This is a genomic window from Micromonospora psammae (genome assembly GCF_036902725.1).
Lineage (GTDB): Bacteria > Actinomycetota > Actinomycetes > Mycobacteriales > Micromonosporaceae > Micromonospora.
The window spans coordinates 76,050-96,458 of sequence record NZ_JBAKHM010000012.1 but is presented as its reverse complement, the minus strand read 5'-3'; the positions used below and the strand labels follow the sequence as shown (position 1 = coordinate 96,458).

General features: G+C 74.9%; 21 protein-coding genes. 15 read left to right on the top strand and 6 right to left on the bottom strand.

Features of this window, described 5'->3' with window-relative positions; all coding sequences use genetic code 11:
- Positions 1-62: 62 nt before the first annotated feature.
- The 6 genes from V6U79_RS16455 to V6U79_RS16430 all read left to right on the top strand — a co-directional run bounded on the left by V6U79_RS16455 (position 63) and on the right by V6U79_RS16430 (position 5,581).
- Positions 63-518, top strand: a complete 456-nt coding sequence (locus V6U79_RS16455; RefSeq protein ID WP_334529349.1) for an SRPBCC family protein — start codon at positions 63-65, stop codon at positions 516-518.
- A gap of 34 nt (positions 519-552) precedes the next feature.
- Positions 553-1,227, top strand: a complete 675-nt coding sequence (locus V6U79_RS16450; protein ID WP_334615123.1) for a hypothetical protein — start codon at positions 553-555, stop codon at positions 1,225-1,227.
- A 74-nt stretch (positions 1,228-1,301) separates the two neighbouring features.
- Complete coding sequence (locus V6U79_RS16445) at positions 1,302-2,249, top strand: ROK family glucokinase (RefSeq protein WP_334529343.1); 948 nt, start codon at positions 1,302-1,304, stop codon at positions 2,247-2,249.
- Positions 2,246-2,971: an endonuclease/exonuclease/phosphatase family protein gene (locus V6U79_RS16440; protein ID WP_334615122.1), complete on the top strand. Its 726-nt coding sequence runs from the start codon at positions 2,246-2,248 to the stop codon at positions 2,969-2,971. The genes V6U79_RS16445 and V6U79_RS16440 overlap by 4 nt, the downstream gene beginning before the upstream one ends.
- A gap of 152 nt (positions 2,972-3,123) precedes the next feature.
- The gene (locus V6U79_RS16435; RefSeq protein ID WP_334615121.1) at positions 3,124-4,533 is read left to right on the top strand and encodes a flavin-containing monooxygenase; all 1,410 of its coding nucleotides are present in this window, start codon (positions 3,124-3,126) and stop codon (positions 4,531-4,533) included.
- Positions 4,534-4,765: 232 nt separating this feature from the next.
- Complete coding sequence (locus tag V6U79_RS16430) at positions 4,766-5,581, top strand: alpha/beta hydrolase (RefSeq protein WP_334529325.1); 816 nt, start codon at positions 4,766-4,768, stop codon at positions 5,579-5,581.
- Between the two features lie 9 nt (positions 5,582-5,590).
- Here V6U79_RS16430 and V6U79_RS16425 read toward each other — a convergent pair whose 3' ends face one another.
- The gene (locus V6U79_RS16425; RefSeq protein WP_334615120.1) at positions 5,591-7,009 is read right to left on the bottom strand and encodes an alpha,alpha-trehalose-phosphate synthase (UDP-forming); all 1,419 of its coding nucleotides are present in this window, start codon (positions 7,007-7,009) and stop codon (positions 5,591-5,593) included.
- 161 nt (positions 7,010-7,170) lie between these two features.
- Positions 7,171-8,013 carry a DUF308 domain-containing protein gene (locus V6U79_RS16420; protein ID WP_334615119.1) on the bottom strand — a complete coding sequence of 281 codons (843 nt, stop codon included), beginning with the start codon at positions 8,011-8,013 and terminating at the stop codon, positions 7,171-7,173.
- A gap of 238 nt (positions 8,014-8,251) precedes the next feature.
- On the opposite strand from V6U79_RS16420, the gene V6U79_RS16415 reads away from it, so the two are divergent.
- Positions 8,252-8,965 carry a lysophospholipid acyltransferase family protein gene (locus V6U79_RS16415; protein WP_334615118.1) on the top strand — a complete coding sequence of 238 codons (714 nt, stop codon included), beginning with the start codon at positions 8,252-8,254 and terminating at the stop codon, positions 8,963-8,965.
- Between the two features lie 16 nt (positions 8,966-8,981).
- Here V6U79_RS16415 and V6U79_RS16410 read toward each other — a convergent pair whose 3' ends face one another.
- Positions 8,982-12,470 (bottom strand): ATP-binding protein, encoded by a 3,489-nt coding sequence (locus V6U79_RS16410; RefSeq protein WP_334615162.1) that lies wholly within the window; start codon positions 12,468-12,470, stop codon positions 8,982-8,984.
- A 139-nt stretch (positions 12,471-12,609) separates the two neighbouring features.
- Here V6U79_RS16410 and V6U79_RS16405 point away from each other — a divergent pair, with 139 nt between their 5' ends.
- A complete protein-coding gene (locus V6U79_RS16405) occupies positions 12,610-12,879 on the top strand; it encodes a hypothetical protein (protein WP_334529313.1) in 270 nt (89 codons plus the stop codon).
- Between the two features lie 96 nt (positions 12,880-12,975).
- Here V6U79_RS16405 and V6U79_RS16400 read toward each other — a convergent pair whose 3' ends face one another.
- A complete protein-coding gene (locus V6U79_RS16400) occupies positions 12,976-13,668 on the bottom strand; it encodes a Crp/Fnr family transcriptional regulator (RefSeq protein WP_334529310.1) in 693 nt (230 codons plus the stop codon).
- 293 nt (positions 13,669-13,961) lie between these two features.
- Here V6U79_RS16400 and V6U79_RS16395 point away from each other — a divergent pair, with 293 nt between their 5' ends.
- The 5 genes from V6U79_RS16395 to V6U79_RS16375 all read left to right on the top strand — a co-directional run bounded on the left by V6U79_RS16395 (position 13,962) and on the right by V6U79_RS16375 (position 17,618).
- Complete coding sequence (locus V6U79_RS16395) at positions 13,962-14,459, top strand: polyadenylate-specific 3'-exoribonuclease AS (RefSeq protein WP_334529307.1); 498 nt, start codon at positions 13,962-13,964, stop codon at positions 14,457-14,459.
- A gap of 94 nt (positions 14,460-14,553) precedes the next feature.
- Positions 14,554-15,057: a pyridoxamine 5'-phosphate oxidase family protein gene (locus V6U79_RS16390; protein WP_334529304.1), complete on the top strand. Its 504-nt coding sequence runs from the start codon at positions 14,554-14,556 to the stop codon at positions 15,055-15,057.
- Between the two features lie 178 nt (positions 15,058-15,235).
- Positions 15,236-16,264: a 6-phosphofructokinase gene (locus V6U79_RS16385; protein WP_334529330.1), complete on the top strand. Its 1,029-nt coding sequence runs from the start codon at positions 15,236-15,238 to the stop codon at positions 16,262-16,264.
- Between the two features lie 73 nt (positions 16,265-16,337).
- Complete coding sequence (gene proC, locus V6U79_RS16380; RefSeq protein ID WP_334529301.1) at positions 16,338-17,156, top strand: pyrroline-5-carboxylate reductase; 819 nt, start codon at positions 16,338-16,340, stop codon at positions 17,154-17,156.
- 111 nt (positions 17,157-17,267) lie between these two features.
- On the top strand, positions 17,268-17,618 hold the full coding sequence (locus tag V6U79_RS16375) for a DUF2203 domain-containing protein (RefSeq protein ID WP_334615117.1): 351 nt from the start codon (positions 17,268-17,270) through the stop codon (positions 17,616-17,618).
- Positions 17,619-17,621: 3 nt separating this feature from the next.
- On the opposite strand, the gene V6U79_RS16370 is transcribed toward V6U79_RS16375, so the two are convergent.
- A complete protein-coding gene (locus V6U79_RS16370; RefSeq protein WP_334615116.1) occupies positions 17,622-18,299 on the bottom strand; it encodes a class F sortase in 678 nt (225 codons plus the stop codon).
- On the bottom strand, positions 18,296-19,162 hold the full coding sequence (locus V6U79_RS16365; RefSeq protein WP_334615115.1) for a DUF4397 domain-containing protein: 867 nt from the start codon (positions 19,160-19,162) through the stop codon (positions 18,296-18,298). Before V6U79_RS16365 ends, V6U79_RS16370 begins: the two co-directional genes overlap by 4 nt.
- 143 nt (positions 19,163-19,305) lie before the next feature.
- On the opposite strand from V6U79_RS16365, the gene V6U79_RS16360 reads away from it, so the two are divergent.
- Together V6U79_RS16360 and V6U79_RS16355 are read left to right on the top strand one after the other, a co-directional pair.
- Entirely contained in the window at positions 19,306-19,788 is a 483-nt protein-coding gene (locus tag V6U79_RS16360; protein WP_334615114.1) for a GNAT family N-acetyltransferase, read from the top strand.
- Between the two features lie 9 nt (positions 19,789-19,797).
- Entirely contained in the window at positions 19,798-20,346 is a 549-nt protein-coding gene (locus V6U79_RS16355; RefSeq protein ID WP_334529279.1) for a GNAT family N-acetyltransferase, read from the top strand.
- The last annotated feature ends 63 nt before the right edge of the window (positions 20,347-20,409 follow it).

Below are 20,409 nucleotides of genomic sequence, written 5' to 3'. Positions count from 1 at the left end.
CCCGGCGCGGCGTGGCGGGGTGGAGCGGCGCGCGCGGGGGACGCGCCGGGTAGCCTCCCCCCATGGCGGACTCCTCCACCCAGTCGATCATCATCGGCGCGTCACCGGACCGGGTGGCCGCGGTCATCAGCGACTTCCCGAGCTACCCCCAGTGGACCGACGCGGTGCAGCGGGTGGAGGTGGTGGAGGAGTACGAGGACGGCTATGCCAGCCAGGTCCGCTTCACCATCGACGCCGGGGTGATGGCCGACGAGTACGTGCTGGCGTACGAGTACGCCGAGGACTTGTCCCGGATCGAGTGGCACCTGGTGGCGCCGTCGAAGATGCAGCGGTCCCAGCGGGGGTCGTACGACATCGTCGGCAACCCGGACGGCACCTCGACGGTGACCTACACCCTGGAGGTCGAGCTGTCCGTCGCGATGCTCGGGATGTTTCGCCGCAAGGCCGAGAAAATGATCATGGATACGGCGTTGAAGCAGCTCAAGCGCCGGGTAGAGACCTCCGGTGCGGCGCAGTGACGCGGCCGTCGGCGGCGGGGTAGGGGAGCCGGGCATGGGGAGCACGGATCCGGGCTCGGCCCGGGAGGAGGCCGAGCGGCTGGTGGCCACGCTGCTCGCGACGGCCCGGCTGGCCTCCGCCACGTCCGGGGCGGGCCCCTGGGGTCCGCTCGGTGGGATCCTGACGGGTGTCCTCGGTCACAGTGCCGGCGGTTCCCGATCCGCGGGCGCCCACCCAGGTCAGTCCGGGGGATTCGCCACCGGATCGCCCGAGTGCTGCATCTGTCCGGTCTGCCGCGGTATCGCGGCGTTGCGGGACCCGAGTCCCGAATTCGCCGAGCGGCTCGCCACCGGGGCGGGCGATCTGGCCGCCGGGATCGCCAGCCTGATGCGCGCGTTCGGCCCGCCCGGGGCCGGGGAACCCACCCCCGGGGCGCCGACCGCCGCCACCGAACCGCCCGGCGGGACCGCGGGCGGGGGCCCGGCCGCCGACCGCGTGTGGCGCGATGCCACCCGTACCGGGCATGATTCTCCGTCGGCGCCGCAGCGGGACGTCTGGTCCGCCGCCACCCGGGCGGAGGACGCGGTCGTGCCGGCCGCCGCCCCGCCCGGCGACGACGCCGGGCCGGTCACGCCGGCCCAGGCCCGGCCGACGGCCGATGCTCCGGTGGTGCCCGCCTCGCGTGCGCCGGCCGGCGCGGGCGGGGACGCACCAGGCGACGAGGCCTGACCACCGGACATCCCGGCATCGCACGGCCGGTTCCCGGCCGATGTCGGTCAGCACAGCAGAGGGGAGTGGCAGCGGTGACGCTGACCATCGGAGTCGACGTCGGTGGCACGAAGGTGGCCGGCGGTGTCGTGGACGACACCGGCAAGGTTCTCGTGCAGGCCCGACGGGACACCCCCGCGGACGACGTCGGCAAGACCCGGGACGTCATCATCGAGCTGGCCACCGAGCTGGCCGCCGGACACGACGTCGCGGCCGTCGGCATCGGCGCGGCCGGCTGGATCGACGCCTCCCGCTCCACCGTGCTCTTCGCCCCCAACCTCGCCTGGCGGGACGAGCCGCTGCGGGAGTACGTCAGCGCCGCGACCGGCCTGCCGGTGATCGTGGAGAACGACGGCAACGTGGCCGCCTGGGCGGAGTTCCGCTACGGCGCGGCCCGCGACGCCGACGACTCGATGGTCATGTTCACCATCGGCACCGGCGTCGGCGGCGGCATCGTGCTCGGCGGCGAGCTGGTCCGCGGCGCGAACGGCATCGCCGCCGAGCTGGGCCACATGCTGACCGTCCCGGACGGCCACCAGTGCGGCTGCGGCCGGCTCGGCTGCCTGGAGCAGTACGCCAGCGGCAGCGCCCTGGTCCGGTTCGCCCGCGCCGGCGCCCGCCAGGAGCCGCAGCGCGCCGTCGCCCTGCTCGAGCTGGCCGGCGGCGAGGCCGAGGCGATCACCGGCCCGATGGTCACCGCGGCGGCCCAGGGCGGCGACCCGATCTCCGCCGAGGCGTTCGCCCAGATCGGGCGCTGGCTCGGCACCAGCCTCGCCGACATGGCCCAGATCCTCGACCCGCAGGTGCTGGTGGTCGGCGGTGGCGTCGTCGAGGCCGGCGACCTGCTGCTCGGCCCCACCCGGCGCTCCTTCACCGACGCGCTGGCCCAGCGCAGCCGGCTGGCGGTCGCCGAGATCCGCCCCGCCGAGCTGGGCAACACCGCCGGCGTGATCGGCGCCGCCGACCTCGCCCGCCGGCTGTGAGCACCGCCGGATCGGAGGCCGCCGCGACGGGTGGCGTGCCGCTGCGGGTGGTGTCGTACAACATCCACAGCCAGCGCGACGACACCGCCGCGCTGGCGGCGGTGGTCCGCGCCGCCGCACCCGACGTCGTGATCGTGCAGGAGGCGCCGCGCCGGTTCCGGTGGCGGCAGAAGTCCGCCGCGCTGGCCGACTCCTTCGGCCTGGTGGTCGCCGCGGGCGGCTTGCCCTCGCTGGGCAACCTGCTGCTGACCAGCCTCCGGGTCCGGGTGACCGCGACCCGCTGCCAGCGGTTCCCGCTGACCCCCGGCCGGCACCTGCGCGGCGCGGCGTACGCGGAGTGCGTCGTGGGTGGCGCCCGTTTCCTGCTGGCCGGCTCCCACCTGTCCACCGACCCGGGGGAGCGCCCGGGCCAGGCCGCCCTGCTCAAGCGCGAACTGGCCCGGACCGGCCTGCCGGTGGTCTGCGGCGCCGACCTCAACGAGGGCCCGGACGGCCCGGCCTGGCGCACCGTCGGGGAGGGACTGACCGACGCGGCGGTGGCCGCGGACGCCGCCGACCGGCACACGTACTCGTGCGCCGACCCGCGCCGGCGGATCGACGCGCTCTTCGTCGACCCGCGCATGGCGGTGGTCGGCTACGACGTGGTCGACACCCCGCTGACCCGCCGGGCCAGCGACCACTTCCCGGTCCTGGTCGACCTGCTGCTGCCCACCGCAGGCTGACCCGCCGCTCAGGGCAGCGGCCGGCCGCCGCGCCGCGGCGGCCGGCCGTGCCCGTCGTCCCCGTTCCCCGCGGCGGGCTGGACAAGGGGTCGCCGGTGCGGGAAGGATGCTCGCCGGACCGGCGTTCGTGCCGCAGCCTAAGGAGATTCCCGGTGTCCTCCTCCACCGAGCACGGCCGGCCCGATCCGGAGACCACCACGCTCGCCCTGAGCCGGGACGGCCGCCCGGTCTCCGACCGGGGCGAGACGGTCTGCGTGATCGGCGCCGGCGCCAGCGGCCTCACGGCCGTGAAGAACCTCGCCGAGCACGGCTTCGGCGTCGACTGCTACGAGCGGGAGACCGGCGTCGGCGGCGCCTGGAACTGGCGGCACGACCGCAGCCCGGTCTACGCCAGCACCCACCTCATCTCGTCCCGGCCGTTCACCCAGTTCCCCGACTTCCCGATGCCGGACTCCTGGCCGGACTATCCGCACCACAGCCAGCTGCTGTCCTATTTCGAGCGCTACGCCGACCACTTCGACCTGCGCCGGCACATCTGGTTCGGCACCGAGGTGGTCCGGGTGGAGCCGGTGGCCGGGGACCGGTGGGACGTCACCACCCGCAGCACCGGCGGGTACGGCCCGGAGCGCACCTCCCGGTACGCCGCCGTGGTGGTCGCCAACGGGCACAACTGGTCGCCGAAGCTGCCCAGCTACGAGGGGCTGGAGGAGTTCCGCGGCGAGATCATGCACGCCTCGTCCTACAAGGACCCGGCGCAGCTGCGCGGCAAGCGGGTGCTGGTGGTCGGCGCCGGCAACACCGGCTGCGACATCGCGGTCGAGGCGGCCCAGCAGGCGTCCCACTGCTGGCACTCCACCCGCCGCGGCTACTGGTACGCCCCGAAGTACGTCCTCGGCCGCCCCGCCGACCAGGTCAACGACGCGCTGCTCGCGCTGCGGGTGCCGCTGCGGGTCCGGCAGTGGCTCTACCACTGGACGCTGCGGCTCACCGTCGGCGACCTGACCCGGTTCGGGCTGCCCAAGCCGGACCACCGGGTCTACGAGACCCACCCGATCGCCAACAGTCAGCTGGTCTACTACGTCGGCCACGGCGAGATCACCCCGGTGCTGGAGCTGGCCCGCTTCCACGCCGGCGGGGTGACCCTCACCGACGGCCGGGAGATCGACCCGGAGCTGGTGGTCTTCGCCACCGGCTACCTGCCGCGCTTCGAGTTCCTCGACCCGACGATCCTCGGTGACGCCGAGGGCGTGGGCCGGCCCCGGCTCTGGCTCAACGCCCTCGTCCCGGGCCACCCGACCCTCGCGGTGGCCGGTCTGGTGCAGCCCGACTCCGGCATCTTCACCCTGTCGCACTGGCAGACCGTCCTCTTCGCCCGGCTGCTCCAGCTGCGCGCGACCCGGCCGGACCGGGCGACGGCCTTCGGGGCGAAGGTGGCGGCCGGCGCGGGGGAGCGGTACGCGGGAAAGGTCAAGGACAGCAGCCGGCACTGGTTCGAGGTGGGCCACGCCGACTACCTGCGCGCCGTGCAGCGCGCCCTCGACGAGCTGGAGAAGACCCGGTGAGCGCGAGGAACGCAGCGCAGCGGAGTCCCGCAGTCGCGAACGAAAGGCAGACCCGGTGAGCGCGAGGAACGCAGCGCAGCGGAGTCCCGCAGTCGCGAACGAAAGGCAGACCCGGTGAGCGCGAGGAACGCAGCGCAGCGGAGTCCCGCAGTCGCGAACGAAAGGCAGACCCGGTGAGCGCGAGGAACGCAGCGCAGCGGAGTCCCGCAGTCGCGAACGAAAGGCAGACCCGATGAGTGAGCGGCTGCGGATCATGCGGGGCCGGGAGTGGGCCCGACCGGTCCGGCCGGTCCGGCGGGAGGTGCTGGGCGCGGCCCCGGAGCTGGAGGAGGGGCGCCCACCGATCCTGTTCGTGCCGGGCTTCGGCCACGGCGCCTGGGCGTTCGCCGAGCACTGGCTGGAGCACGCCGCGTCCCGCGGCTTCCCGGCGTACGCGCTGAGCCTGCGCGGGCACGGCGGCAGTGAGCCGGCGCCGGAGGCGACGCTGCGGGCGTACACCCATGACGTGGTCCAGGTGGCGGCGGGCCTGCCGCGCCGGGCGGTGCTGGTGGGGCACGGCGCCGGGGCGCTCGTGGTGACCCACGCGCTGGCCCGCTATCCGGCGCGGGCGGCGGTGCTGGCCGCCCCGGTGCTCGGCGGCTGGGCGACGGCCGGCACGGCGCTGCGCCGCAACCCCCTCGGCACGTTGCCCGCGCTGGTCGGCGGCCCGCTGCGGCTGCACCGCCGGCAGCTGTTCAGCCGGGAGCTGCCGGAGGCCGACGCCCGCCGGTACGTCTCCCGACTCGGCCGGGCGGGCCGGCGGGCACAGTGGCAGCTGCTGGCCGGCCGGGAGGCCGAGCCGGCGGTGGGCCGCCCGCCGGTGCTGGTGCTGGGCAGCCCCGACGACCGGGTGGTCCCCCCGGCCGCGCTGAACGAGGCCGCCCGCCGGTACGGGGCGGCGCCGCTGCTCTTTCCGGGGATGGGGCACGACCTGATGCTCGACGCCCGCTGGCGGGAGCCGATCGACGCGATCCTCGACTGGCTGGTCAAGGACCCGTCGGCCCGGTGACGGGGCGGCTCAGCCCGAGCCGCCCAACCGGGTCACCAGCGAGCCGGTGTCGTCCAGGGCGTTGAGGTAGGAGCGGGCCCAGGCCCGGATGTCGTGGCGGTGCAGGTGCGCGCGCATCGCCCGCATCCGGTCGCCGCGGTCCTCCGGGGCGGCCCGCAGCGCCGACAGCAGGCCCTGCTTGAGCCCCTCCAGGTCGTGCGGGTTGACCAGGTACGCCTGGGGCAGCTCGGCGGCCGCGCCGGCGAACTCGCTGAGCAGCAGCGCCCCGGTGTCGTCCACCCGGGCGGCGACGTACTCCTTGGCGACGAGGTTCATCCCGTCGCGCAGCGGCGTGACCGCCATGACGTCGGCGACCCGGTAGAGGGCGGCCAGCTCGGCCCGGTCGAAGGGCTGGGTGAGGTAGTGGATGGCCGGCTCGCCGACCCGGCCGAACTCGCCGTTGATCCGGCCCACCTCGCGTTCGATCCGCTCGCGCAGGATCTGGTACTGCCCGACGCGTTCCCGGCTCGGCATGGCGACCTGGACCAGCACGGTGTCCCGGACCTTGACGTCCCCGCTGGCGAGCAGCTCGCTGTAGGCCTTGAGCCGCTGCTCGATGCCCTTGGTGTAGTCCATCCGGTCGACGCTGAGGATGACGTGCTCGGGGGCGCCGAGGTCGCGGCGCAGCCGGGCGGCCCGGTCGGTCACCGTCGGGCGGCCGGCGAGCGCGGCCATCTCCGCGGTGTCGATCGACACCGGGTACGCCCCGATCCGGACCACCCGGTCGTCGACGCCGATCCGCCGGTCGGTGGCGGGCAGGTCGAGCACCTTCGCCACCAGCTGGGCGAAGTTGTGTGCCGCCTGGGCCCGCTGGAAGCCGATCAGGTCGGCGCCGAGCATGCCGCGCAGCAGCTCGGCCCGGCGGGGGAGCTGCATGAACAGCTCCGGCGGTGGGAACGGCACGTGCAGGAAGAAGCCGATCCGCAGGTCGGGGCGGAGCGCCCGGAGCAGGCCGGGGACCAGTTGCAGGTGGTAGTCCTGCACCCAGACCACGGCGCCCGGTTCAGCCACCTCGGCGGCCGCCTCGGCGAACCGTTGGTTGACCCGCTGGTACGCCTCCCACCAGCGGCGATGGTATTCCGGCTGCTCGACGGCGTCGTGGTAGAGCGGCCAGAGGGTGGCGTTGGCGAAGCCCTCGTAGTGGTCGCGCAGGTCGTCGGTGGTCAGGGCGACGCTGTGCAGGCGGACGCCGTCGACGTCGGCGAGGGTGGGGGCGGCGCCGGTGCCGCCGGCCCAGCCGACCCAGGTTGCCGGGCTGTGCCGCAGCAGCGGGTGCAGCGCGCTGACCAGCCCGCCGGGGCTGCGGCGCCACTCGCAGGCGCCGTCCGGTGCCGCGCTGTCGTCGATGGGGAGCCGGTGGGCCACCACCACTAGGGAAGTCTGTCGCATCTCGGGCATTCCGATCTGCAGCGGACCGGCCGGCCGACAGAAGGAAGAACCGGGCAGTCGGAGGGGGAAGTGACGGACAGCGGTATTCCTACTGACCGTAAGTTACACCACTGTTACGCCGTCGGCGGGTCGGCGACGTCCCGGGATGCGGGCGGCGGCGCTCAGACCACCGCGCCGTCGTCGGGGTCGTGGTCGTCCTCGTCACCGGGGCGCAGCCGCCAGACCAGCGTGACGAAGCCGGCCAGGATGCCGGTGAAGCCGAGCAGGGTCACCACCGAGGCGTCCACCGGCAGCAGCCCCGGGTTGAGGAAGAGCACGAACCCGACCACCACCGACAGCACGCCGACCACGGCGTACTTCGACACCCGGGGCAGCGGCGGGGGCGGGGGCGGGGTGTAGCCCTCCTCCGCGTCGTCGTCCGGCAGGTCGGCGCCGAAGGTGTCCAGCCCGTCCAGCAGCGACGGCTCCTCCTGCCGCCCCCGGCCCACCGAGATCCCGGAGATGTCCGCCGCGTACGGCAGCCGCCGCACGTCCGTGGCGGTCGGTCCGGTCGGCTCCTCGGCGCGGGCGGGCGGGCCGCCGCCGGGACCGGCCTGGTCGGCGGGCTCCTCGTCGACGTCCTCGGCGGCGGGCCACGGGTGGCTGCCGGCCGCCGGCGCGGTGTGGAAGGCGGCGACGATCCGGTCCCACTCGGCGTCGACGTCCGGCTCGCCGCGCGGCGGCTCCGGGGTCGACTCGTCGGTGAGCTGGGTGAGGTAGTCCCGGGCGGTGGTCAGGTGCGAGCGGTCCACGTAAAGCCGGTCGACCGGGCGGGACGGCACGGTGGTGGTGCGGGTGATCGGGTTGAGGTCGGCCGAGGGTTGCAGGTAGGCGGCGATCCCGCCGGCCGCGAGCACGTCGAGCAGATGCTCGCCGACGCGCGGGTCGACGTCGCCCGCGACGGCGTACTCGCTCGCGTCGAGCCCGTTGTCCCGCCGTCCCCGGCGGGCGCCACCCGCTGACACCCGGACATCCTCCTTGTCGCGCCCCGCGGCGCGGTCGTCCCGGCGCCCCGTACGCCGTGCTCTGAATCGTGACACGTCAGGACCCGGTTCCGGGAGTGCGTTGTGGCGTGCCGCTCCCGGTTCGTAGGCTCAGGGCGGACGTTCCCACCCACCGGCGCCCCCGACGGCGGCGCCGGTGCCCCCGGCGGCCCACCCGGCCCCGGTGGGATCGCCCGACCCCTGCTCTGGAAGGACCCCGTTGCTGTACTGGCTGATGAAGTACATCATCCTCGGCCCGCTGCTCAGGCTGATCTTCCGGCCGCAGGTGGAGGGGTTGGCGCACGTGCCGGAGACCGGTCCGGTGATCCTCGCCAGCAACCACCTCTCCTTCTCCGACTCGATCTTCACCCCGCTGATCGTCCCGCGAAAAGTGACATTCGTTGCCAAGGCGGAATACTTCACCGGTAAGGGCATCAAAGGCTGGCTCACCAAGGCGTTCTTCGCCGGGACCGGCTGCATCCCGGTGGACCGCTCCGGCGGCCGTGCCGCCCAGGCCGCCCTGGACACCCAGCTGAAGGTGCTGCGGGCCGGCGGCGTCGCCGGCATCTACCCGGAGGGGACCCGGTCGCCCGACGGCCGGCTCTACCGGGGCAAGACCGGCGTGGCCCGGCTGGCCCTGGAGAGCGGCGCCCCGGTGGTCCCGGTGGCGATGCTGAACCTCGACCACATCCAGCCGCCCGGCAAGCTGATCCCCAGGATCGCCCGGGTGCGGATCCGGTTCGGCCCGCCGCTCGACTTCTCCCGCTACGCCGGCCTGGCCGGCGACCGGTTCGTCGAGCGCGCGGTCACCGACGAGATCATGTACGAGCTGATGGAGCTCTCCGGCCGCGAGTACGTCGACATGTACGCGGCCAAGCTGAAGAGCCAGCCCGCCCCGGCCGAGCCCACCCCGACCCTGCCCGTCGCCGCCTGAGCGCCGCCCCGGCCGCTCAGCCGCCGTCCACCCCGGCCGGCGCGGCGAGCCGGAGCAGCCCGGGTACGTCGTTGCGGTCGGCGAACGCGCGCACCCGGTCCCGCGCGGCCGCCGCCCCGGCCGGATCGGCGGCGGCGAGCGCGCCCAGCGACAGCGCGGTGGTCAGCACGTGGTCCGTGGTGTCGGTCATCCGCGCGTAGCTCTGCGCCGCCGCCCCGAACAGCCGCGCGGCGGTGCCCGGATCCCCCTCGGCCAGGGCCAGCGTCGCGTCGGCGACCTGCCCGGCCGCGGCGGCCCAGGGCGTGCTGCGGGGCGCCCTGACGAGCATCCCGCCGACCAGCCGGGCCGCGTCCGGGCCGAGCACCGCGGCGACGTGCCCCACCGCCGGCACCCACTCGGCGAACGGAATCATCCGGGTCCGCCGCCAGTCCTCGTCCAGCTCCACCAGCAAGTCCATCGCCTCGTCCCGCAGCCCCCGCACCGCCCGGCAGAGCGCGGCGTGGGCCAGCGTCGAGCGCAGCACCCGGTGGAACCCGCTGCGCCGGGCGGCGGCCAGCGCCCGGGCCACGTGGTCCGGCTCCCCGACCCCCGACGCGGACTCCCCGCCCCCCGGCGGGGTACGCAGCGCCCGCATCCAGCCGGAGACCGCCACGATGTGCAGGTCCCACTCGGCGGTCGGCCGCCGGGTCGACTCGGCCGCCATCTCCAGCGCGGCCACCCAGTCACCGGCGTAGTACGCCCGGGCCCACTGGTCGGCGAAGCTCGTGGCGAGGCTGTGTCCACCGGCCAGGTCCAGCGAGAGCTGCTCCTCGACCAGCCGGGCCGAGCCGGTCAGGTCGCCCTCCTCCTGCGCGGCCCAGGCCAGGTTCTGCACCGCCCGGCGCCGGCTGGTCAGCCGCTCCACCCGGCAGTGCTCGGCCACCTCCGTCAGCTCCCCGTACGCCTCCCCGGCGCCGGCCAGGTAGCGGGCCACCGCCAGGGTGATCCGGGCGTTGGCCCGCACCTCCGGCAGCTCCAGCCGTTCGGCCAGCTCGGCCGCGGACCGGGCGGCCGCGCACGCCGGGTCGGTCTCGGCGTTGAGCATCCGCACCCGGGCCAGCTCCAGCAGCGCCTCCGCCTTCTCCTCGGTGTCCGGCAGGCCGGCGTAGATGCCGATCGCCCGGTCCAGGCAGCGCAACGTCTCCGACCGGTCGGCCCGGCTCCACGCGGCGGTGGCGAGCAGGGTCCAGGCCCGGGCCGCCCCGGTCCGGTCCCCGGCGGCGGCCAGCCGGTGGGCCAGCTCGGTCAGCCGCCCGGTGCCGCCGTCGACCAGGAACCCGTCGCCGTCGCGGAAGAGCGCCAGCTCCGCGTCGAAGAGCTCCAGCGCCGGGTCGGGCTCGGGGGAGACGGCGAGCGCCCGGCCGACCAGCGTGGCCGCGTTCTCCAGCGCGTGCAGCGCGTACGCCCGACGGGCGGCGCGGTGCAGGGCGGCCCGGGCGGCCAGCGCGTACGGGGCCGGGTCGAGGCCGATCGTGCGGGCGATCTCGTGCGCCGTCCAGCGGTGGTTGGCCAGCACCTCCGCCAGGTCGTGCTGGCGCGCGTCGGCCAGCTGCTCCAGCCACTCGGCGGTGCGCCGGTGTCGCAGCACCCGCTCCGCGCGGGGCAGCCGCTGGTAGCAGACGTCCCGCACCAGGATGTGCCGGAACCGGTACTCCGGCTGGCCGGGCATGGTGGAGGCCGGCAGCTCGTACACCATGTCGCGGCGGTGCAGCCGGTCCAGCGCCCGCTCCACCCACTCCACCGGCCGGCCCAGCGCGGTGGCCACCGGCGCCGGCCAGAACTGCACCCCGACCACCGCGGCGGCCTGCAACACCGCCCGGTCGGCCGGGTCGAGCAGGTCCAGCCGGTTGGCGATCACCGCCTGCACCGTGCGTGGCATGCCCGACGTCCCGGCCAGGTCCAGCCGGGCGGTCGGCTCCAGCAGGCCGCCGTCGAGCAGCATCCGGGCGTACTCCTGGGCGTAGAGCGGGTTGCCGTCGGCGAACTCGATCAGCGGCGTGCGCGCCGAGGCCGGCAGCGCGGCCTTCCCGAGCAGCAGCGAGTAGAGGGCGTCGATGTCCGTGTCGTGCATCGGCGGCACCGACAGGGACATCGCGCCGCTGATGGTGCCCGTCCAGGCCGGGTGCCGTTCCCGCAGCTCCGGCCGCGCCGTCGCCACGACCAGCAGGGGTACGCCGCGCGCCGCCGCGCCGAGCTGCTCGACGAAGGTGAGCATCGCCTGGTCGGCCCAGTGCATGTCCTCGAAGACCAGGACCGTCGGCCCCTGCGCGGCCAGCGTGAGCAGGAAACGCCGCCAGGCGGCCTCCGTCTCGCCCGGGCTGAGCCGCTCCCCGGGTACGCCCACCAGCGGCCCCAACGCGCCCGCCAGGTTGCCGGCGTGCGGGTCGGCGAGCTGGGCCAACCGCTGCCGCAGCCGCTCGCGCAGGACGGCCGGGTCGTCGGTCTCCGGCACGCCCACCCAGCCGCGGACGATGTCGGCGAGCGCGGCGTAGGTGACGTTCTCGCCGAACGGCGGGCACTGGCCGACCAGCCAGGTGACCCGGTGCCCGGGCAGGTTCGCGGCGTGCCGGGACAGCTCCCGCAGCAGCCGGCTCTTGCCCACCCCGGCCGGACCGAAGACGGTCACCAGTTGGGAGGCGCGTTCGGTGACCGTGCGGTGCAGCGCGCTGACCAGCAGGCCGCGCTCGTGGTCCCGGTCGACCATCGGGGTCAGCTCGGCGGTACGCGGATCGGCGCGCGGGCGGGCCCGCACCGCCAGCCAGAGCCGGCTGACCGCGGAGCGGCCGCGCAGCGTCACGGGTGGACGGTCGACGTACTCCATCTCGTGCCGGGTGGCCGACCAGGTGCTCTCGTCGACGACCACGCCGCCGGGCGGTGCGAGCGCCTGCAACCGGGAGGCGGTGTTCACCACGTCCCCGGTGACGAAGGCCTGCCCGCCGTCGCGGGTGGCGGAGAGGTCGACCAGCGCCTCGCCGCTGGCGATGCCGACCCGGAACTCGAGCGGCCGCCGCGGGCCGGCGGCCTGCCGGGCCAGGCTGCGCTGGAGCTCCAGCCCGGCCCGGACGCAGCGCAGCGCGTCGTTGTCGGTGGCGACGGGGGCGCCGAAGAGCGCCATCACCGCGTCGCCGATGTACTTCTCCACCACCCCGCCGTACTGGTGGACCAGCTTGCGCACGGTGGCGAAGTACGCCTGCTGGAGGCCGCGGGCCTGTTCCGGGTCGGCCTGTTCGGCGTACGTGGTGAAGTCGACGATGTCGATGAAGAGCACGCTGACCTGGCGACGGTCCTCCTGCACCACGGCGGCGTGGTCGCGCAGCGGCTGGCCGCAGTTGGTGCAGAAGTTCGCCTCGGTGCCGTTGGCGTGCCCGCAGGCGGCGCAGGCGAGCGTCAGCGCCTGTCCGCAGCCGCCGCAGAAGCGGTCGTCCGGCCCTGCCGCCCGGGAGCAGTGTCCACACTTGAGGTCGATGTCGGGCTCCGTACGTGAGGAGGTCCCAGTATCGGTGTCCGGCCGGTCAGTCGGGTACCCGACGTGCGGGCGGACCCTGCGGCTGATCGGCCGGGACTACCCTTCCTCACGAGGAAGGTTCACCCGTCAGGAGAGTGCCGTGCAGGTGAGACTGTCCGCCCCCTGGACCGACCCGGACGGGACGGTCCGGTCCCCGGGCGAAACGGTGGATGTCGACGCGGTCACTCTCGCCCGACTGGAGGAGCACGGAATGGTAGAGAACCCGGACGGCCAGAGCGCCGCCGACAACACCACCACGTCGACCACCACGTCGACCGATCCGCAGAAGATCGGTCCCGGTCCGGGCACGCCGCCGGAGAAGATCGGTCCCGGCCCGGGCGCCCCGCCCGCGGACGACACCACCAAGTGACCCACCGGCAGGGCCGGCGGACCGACGGTCCGCCGGCCCTGCCGTGTCCGGGGGCCGTTCCGTGGATCGTCGGGTCGGCAGCGGAGCCCGGCTGCGTCAGCGCTCGTTCATCCCGGCCCGGCGGCGCAGCGCCGAGACGTCGGTGACCACGATCCGGCGGCCCTCCGTGCGCAGCCAGCCCCGGCTGGCGAAGGAGCCGATGGCCTGGTTGACGCTCTGCCGCGAGCCGCCGGCCATCTCGGCCAGCTGGCTCTGGTTGAGCTCGATCGTGATCATCGGGGCCTGGCTCTCGCCGGCCAGCCGGACCAGCGTCTTGGCCACCCGGCCGGGCAGGTCGAGGAAGACGTGGTCGGCGTTCTGCTCGGTCAGCCGGCGGATCAGCGCGCCGAGAGAGCGCATCACCGCGTCGAGTATGCGCGGGTTGGAGTGCACCAGCTCCATGAAGGCGGGCCGGGACAGGGCGAGCGCGGCGCAGTCCTCGATGGCCTCCGCCGAGGCCGACCGGGTGGAGGCGTCCAACAGGGAGACCTCGCCCAGCACGTCGGGGGGTCGGATCACCGACAGCACGGCCCGCTCGCCGGTCGGTGCGGTGCGGAAGACCGCCACGGCGCCGCGGCGCAGCACGATCAGCGACTCGCCGGGGTCGTTCTCCACGAAGAGCAGCTGGCCCTTGCGGTAGGTGCGGGGCACCGCCGCGGCGATGACCCGCTGTCGCACCTCCGGCTCCAGCCCGGCGAACATCTCCACGCCCGTGAGGGCGTCACCCGGCTCCGGCAGGCGCATCTCCACGGCCCAACCCCTCCCCGGTCAAGGACCACCCCTCGCTGACCGGGTGAACTCCGATCTGCCCGGCGCGAGGTCGACTGAACCGAATCGGTGTCCGGTAGCGGTACACATCAGATCATGACGGCCCGGTCGCTTGCTGTACACCCCTCAATTCACTTCCGTGACGCCGCCGGGTCGTCGCGCGCACCGCGTTGAGGTGCGGATCCACCGCCAACCGGGCCCTGGCCAGGGTGCCCGCGGCGCGGCGGACGGACCCGGCCGGCGCCGGCCGGCGGCCATGGGTCAGGATGACCCCGATGGTCTACCGCTATTTCTACGACTGCGAATTCATCGAGGACGGCCGGATCGTCGACCTCGTGTCGATCGGTGTCGTCGACGAGTACGGCCGCGAGTTCTACGCGGTCTCCACCCAGTTCGACGACTCCCGGGCCGTGCCCTGGGTGCGCCGCAACGTGCTGGACAAGCTCCCGTCACCGGCCGACCGCGCCTGGCGTTCCCGCGAGCGCATCCGCGACGACCTGTACGAGTTCCTGATGGAGCCGATCCGGGACCGCCCGGGCGAGCAGCTCGAACTCTGGGCCTGGTACGCCGCCTACGACCACGTGGTGCTGGCCCAGCTCTGGGGGGCGATGCCGGCGCTGCCCCGGGAGATCCCCCGGTTCACCAAGGAGCTGCGTCAGCTCTGGGACGACCGGGGCCGGCCGGCCCTGCCGGACGCCGAGGCCGACCGGCACGACGCCCTGGTCGACGCCCGCCACAACCTGGCCCGCTGGCGGGCGATGACCGGCGGCTGAGCCGGCCGGCGGTGGCGGGTGTGCGCCAGTTCCCGCAGGTTTGACCCGGTCCGTCCAGGGCAGGGTCTGACGAGCCGACGCGAAGGGGATCGTCATGTCCAACGAGCCGACCACCGCCGCCGACGCCCGCCGGCGGGTCACCGAACTGATTCGTCAGGCGCGGATCTGCATGCTCACCACCATCGGGGTGGACGGCCGCATGGTGAGCCGCCCGATGGGCCTCCAGGAGGCCGAGTTCGACGGCGACCTGTGGTTCTTCGCCTACGCCGACTCGGCCAAGGTGCGCCAGATCCGGGTGAATCCTGAGGTCAACGTCGCCTTCTCCGACCAGCGGCACCACGCCTGGGTGTCGGTCTCCGGCACCGCCCGCGAGGGGTACGACCGGGCCCGCGCCGAGCAGTTGTGGAACCCGCTGTTGAAGACCTGGTTCCCGGACGGCCTGGACACCCCCGGACTCACCCTGATCAAGGTGCACGCCGGCTCCGCGGAGTACTGGGACTCGCCGAGCAGCACGGTGGTCAACCTGCTCGGGTTCGCCAAGGCGGCGGTGACCGGCAGGCCGCCCAGGGCCGGGGAGAACCACGAGGTCAGCTACTGACCGGTAGCCGGCCCGGCGGGTGGGACCGCCCGGGGTGCGGTGTGGTCGGACACCCGCGCCGACTACAGTGCGCACTGACGGCCCGCCCCGGGCCGGCAACGGCGCCGATGGTCTGATCTGACACATACCCTGGGGCTTAACCGGGCTTCACCTGATGCTCCAGGAGGATGAGCAGATCATGCGTATCGGCGTGCTCACCGGCGGCGGCGACTGCCCAGGTCTCAACGCGGTCATTCGGGCGGTGGTCCGCAAGGGCGTCGCCACCTACTCCCACGAGTTCGTGGGCTTCCAGGACGGTTGGAAGGGCCCGCTGGAGGGCCTGTCCCGGCCGCTGGGCATCGCGGAGGTCCGCGGCATCCTGCCCCGCGGCGGCACCATCCTCGGCTCGTCCCGGACCAACCCGTTCAAGATCGAGAACGGCGTCGAGCGGATCAAGGAGAACCTCGCCGCCCAGGGCGTGGACGCGCTGATCGCGATCGGCGGCGAGGACACCCTCGGCGTCGCCACCAAGCTGCACGAGCTCGGTGTCCACGTGATCGGCGTGCCGAAGACGATCGACAACGACCTCGGCGCCACCGACTACACCTTCGGCTTCGACACCGCCGTCAACATCGCGATGGAGGCGATCGACCGGCTGCACACCACCGCCGAGAGCCACCACCGCACCCTGGTGGTCGAGGTGATGGGCCGGCACGCCGGCTGGATCGCCCTGCACGCCGGCCTCGCCGGTGGCGCCAACGTGATCCTGCTGCCGGAGCGGCAGTTCGACGTCGAGCAGGTCGCCGGCTACGTCGAGAAGCGCTTCCAGCACCAGTACGCCCCGATCGTGGTGGTCGCCGAGGGCGCGCAGCCGCTCGACGGCCAGATGGTGCTGCACAACCAGGAGCTCGACGCGTTCGGCCACGTCCGCCTCGGCGGCATCGGCCAGTGGCTCGCCCAGCAACTGGAGGCCAAGACCGGCAAGGAGGCCCGCACCGTGGTGCTCGGCCACATCCAGCGCGGTGGCACCCCGACCGCCTTCGACCGGGTGCTCGCCACCCGGCTCGGCCTCCAGGCGATCGACGCGGCGCACGAGGGTGACTGGGGCAAGATGGTGGCGATGCAGAGCACCGACATCGTCCGCGTGCCGCTGGCCGAGGCCACCCGTGAGCTGAAGACCGTGCCGCTGGAGCGGTACGCCGAGGCCGAGGTCTTCTTCGGCAGCTGATCGCCCGGTGCCGGCGGCGCGGCGGGCCACCCGCCGCGTCGCCGGCCTCCGTCACGGAAGGGGTACGACTGCGATGGCACCCGGCAGGCACACGGTCGCGGTGATCGGCGCCGGCAAGATCGGCGAGTTGATGCTCTCCGGGCTGCTGCGCTCCGGCTGGCCGGTGGAGCGGCTGCTGGCCACCGCCCGGCGGCCGGCCCGCGCCGAGGAGCTGACCGCTCGGTACGGCGTACGGGTGGTCGACAACCTCACCGCGGTCGACGAGGCCGCCGTGCTCGCGATCTCGGTGAAGCCGCAGGACGCGGCGGTCCTGCTGGACGAGATCGGCCCCAAGGTGCCGCCGGACAAGCTGGTCATCTCGCTCTGCGCCGGGCTGCCCACCGGCTTCTTCGCCCGCCGGCTGCCCGAGGGCACCCCGGTGGTGCGGGTGATGACCAACACCCCGGCCCTGGTCGACCAGGCGATGACCGCCATCTCGGCCGGCGCGCACGCCTCCGGCGAGCACCTTGAGCTGGCCGAGGAGATGTTCAAGCCCCTCGGGGCGACGATCCGGGTGCCCGAGTCCCAGCAGGACGCGGTGACCGCCCTCTCCGGCTCCGGCCCGGCGTACTTCTACCTGCTGGTCGAGGCCATGATCGACGCCGGCATCCTGCTCGGCCTGCCCCGGCAGGTGGCGCACGAGCTGATCGTGCAGACCGCGATCGGCTCGGCGGTGATGCTGCGCGACTCCGGCGAACACCCGGTGAAGCTCCGCGAGGCGGTCACCTCACCCGCCGGCACCACCATCTCCGCCGTCCGGGAGCTGGAGAAGCACGGGGTGCGGGCGGCGCTGCTCGCCGCGCTGGAGGCGGCCCGCGACCGGGCCCGCGAGCTGGCCGCGCAGGCCGACTGAGGCGGGCCGCCGGGCACGCCAGGCGGCCCGTTCCCGGCGCGAGCCGGGGCACGCCGACCGTGCGCGGTCTCCGGCCGGTCGGCAGCGGCCCCGGTGGCCCATACTTGCCGGGTGTTCACACTCGCCCAGGCCCGGCACCTGGCGGCCACCCTGCGTCCCCGCGTCGACGAGCTGATCCGGCTCCGCGCCGACCTCGCCGAACTCCGCGCCGACCTGGCGGGCCCGGGCGTCTCGGCGCTCGGTGGCCGGGCCGAGATGAAGGCGCTGGAGGCCCGGCTGCACGCCGTGCTGGAGGAGCTGAACGGCCACGACATCCAGGTCAAGGGCATCGCCCCGGTGCTGCTGGACTTCCCCGGCGAACGCGACGGCCGGGCGGTGCTCTGGTGCTGGCTGGAGGGGGACACCGACGTGCGCTGGTACCACCGGGCCGAGTGCGGCTTCGCCGGCCGCCGGCCGGTCTGACGCTCAGCCGGCCGCCGAGCGGGGCAGTGGGTCGCCCGCCGCCCCGGCGACCGCGAAGACCACCACGTTGTCCCGGTAGTGGCCGGTGCGCCGGTCGAAGTCCCCGCCGCAGGTGATCAGGCGCAGCTCCGGGCCGGGGGTCGGGCCGTACACCCGGGCGGTGGGGAAGGCGTCCTTGCGGGTGCGCAGCGAAGCGGTGACCCGGAAGAACATCCACCGGTCGCCGCGCCGGACCTCGATCCGGTCGCCCGCGCGCAGCTCGCCGAGGCGGGCGAAGACGGCCGGCCCGCGGCGGGTGTCGAGGTGGCCGGCGATCACCGCCGGACCCGGGTCGCCCGGCGCGGGGCCGCCGCCGTACCAGCCGGCGCGGTCGTGGTCGGCCGGCGGCACCAGCTCGCCGGCCGCGTCCAGCCCGAGCACCGCGAGGTCGGCGTCGACGCCGATCCGCGCGACGCGTACCCGGGTGGGTGGACCGTGCGGCGTGGGCGGCGGGGCGGCGGTCGTGGCGCAACCGTCGGCGCAGCCCGGCCGCCAGCTCGCCGGTGGCACCGGCGGTGCCTCCCCGGCCAGCCCGACCCCGGTGCCGGCGGCGAGGCAGGCCGCCACGCCGGCGGCGGCCAGCACGGCCAGCGGTACCCGGCGGTCGCGGTGCCGCCGGATCGCGAAACCGGGCGGGGTCACCAGACCGGCCGCCGCCGGCGTCGCACCAGCAGCGCCACCCCGACCACCACGGCCGCCGCGAGCAGGCCGCCGGCGACCATCGGGTACGCCCCGCGCCCGCCCCCGGCCAACCCTCCCGCCCCGGCCGGCACCCCGCCCGCGGGGGTGACCACCCCGCCCCGGGCGTCCTCGCGCAGCTCGGTGGCGAGTCCGCCGCGCTCGGCGTCCAGCACCAGCAGCGAGTAGACCCGGCCGCCGCTGAGGGTGACCTCGACGTCCGTGGTCGGGCCGTTGTCGCCGCCCAGCCGCAGCCGCCAGCGTCCCGGCTCCACCTCGCGGTATCCGGTGGTGGTGGCGAAGCGGACCGCGTCGGCGATGGCCGGCCCGTCGGTCGCCGCGACGTCGATCACCGGCGCCCGGACCGACGCCTGCACCACGCGGATCTTGGCCTGCCCCGAGGCCGGGGCGCTGAGGTCGTCGGCGAGCACCCGCAGACCCAGGTCGGCGTGCCGGCCCACCCCGGCGACCGTGTACGCCGCGCCGGCCTCGACGGCCACCTCGGTGGTGAGCACCGGCGGCTGGCTGGCCGGGGCGCCCGCCTCGCGCATCGCCACCGCGTAGCGGCCGGCGGGCAGGGTCAGGTACTGGGAGACCACGCCGTAGCCGACGGCGGGGAAGACCCGCGGCTCGGCCGCGCCCGGCGCGGAGAGGTAGACGTCCACGGCGGGGGTGTCGGGGGAGAGGTGCGCGAGGCGCACGTACCCGACGTCGGGTCCGGCGGCGGCCCGGGCGGGCGGTGTGGCGGCGACGGTAAGCGCCGCGCCGAGCAGCAGCGCCCCGGTGGCGGCGACGAGCCGGCGGGGCACGGTACGGAGCGTGTACATGTCGCCTCCGGGGCGTGAGTGGACGGTCGTAGAGTCTCGCGGGCGGGACTTCGACGCAACCATCGGCGCGCGCGTGTCGCCGCGTGTCCGGTTGCCGGGATCGGCGGCCGGGCCGAGCCGGCACGGTGCGGTACGGTCCGGGGGTGATCAAGGTGCGCCGGGCCGGGCCCGGGGACGCGGGGGAGATCGTCCGGCTGCGCGGGGTGATGCTGGCGTCGATGGAGGGGGCGGAGCCGCCGCCCGGGCCGTGGCAGTCGGCCGCCCGGGAGGTGCTGCGCGAACGGCTCGCCGAACCGGCGGACCTGATGGCCGTGTTCGTGGTGGACGCTCCCGACCGGCCCGGGGTGCTCGCCGCCTGCGCGACCGGCACCATCGAGCGCCGCCTGGGCGGGCCGGGCAACCCCAGCGGCCTGACCGGCTACGTCTTCAACGTCGTCACCGACGCGGCGTACCGGCGGCGCGGCTACTCTCGGGCCTGCCTGACCGGGCTGCTGGACTGGTACCGCGACCGGGGCGTCCGCAAGATCGACCTGCGGGCTTCGGTGGCGGGCGAGTCGCTCTACCGCTCGCTCGGCTTCCGGGACACCCCCGGGCCCACCTTGCGCCTGAGCCTGCCCGCGTCCTGAGGAGTCGCCGTGTTCGCCCTGCCGTTGACCGCGACCGCCGAGCTGCGACCGCTGTCGCCCTGGCATGCGGAGGAGTTCCTGGCCCACCTCGACCGGGCCCGGGCGCACATCTCGCCCTGGGTCGGGGCGTCCTTCGTGGCCACCGACCTCGACTCGGCCCGTACCGTGCTGCGCCGCTACGCCGATCTGTGGGCGCGCGACGCCGGCGGCGTCTGGGGCATCTGGGACGGGGGCGTCCTGGTCGGCGGGGTGATGTTCGTGTCGTTCGACGCCGCACTCGGCGTCTGCGAGGCCGGCTGTTGGCTGGAGCCGGCGGCCGAGGGTCGAGGGCTGGTCACCCGCGCGGTCGGCCGGATCGTCGACTGGGCGGTCGGGGAGCGCGGCATCCGGCGGGTGGAGTGGCGTACCAACGCCGACAACGCGCGCAGCATCGCCGTGGCCCGGCGGCTCGGCATGCGCCGGGACGGCACGCTGCGGCAGCTCTACCCGGGGCCCGCCGGGCGGATCGACATCGAGGTCTGGTCGGTGCTCGCCCACGAGTGGCGCTCCCCGGCCTGACCGGGCTTCCCGGCGTCGACGCGCGTCAAAGCCTCTCGCCGGTGCTGGCGCGGAGGTGCGTCA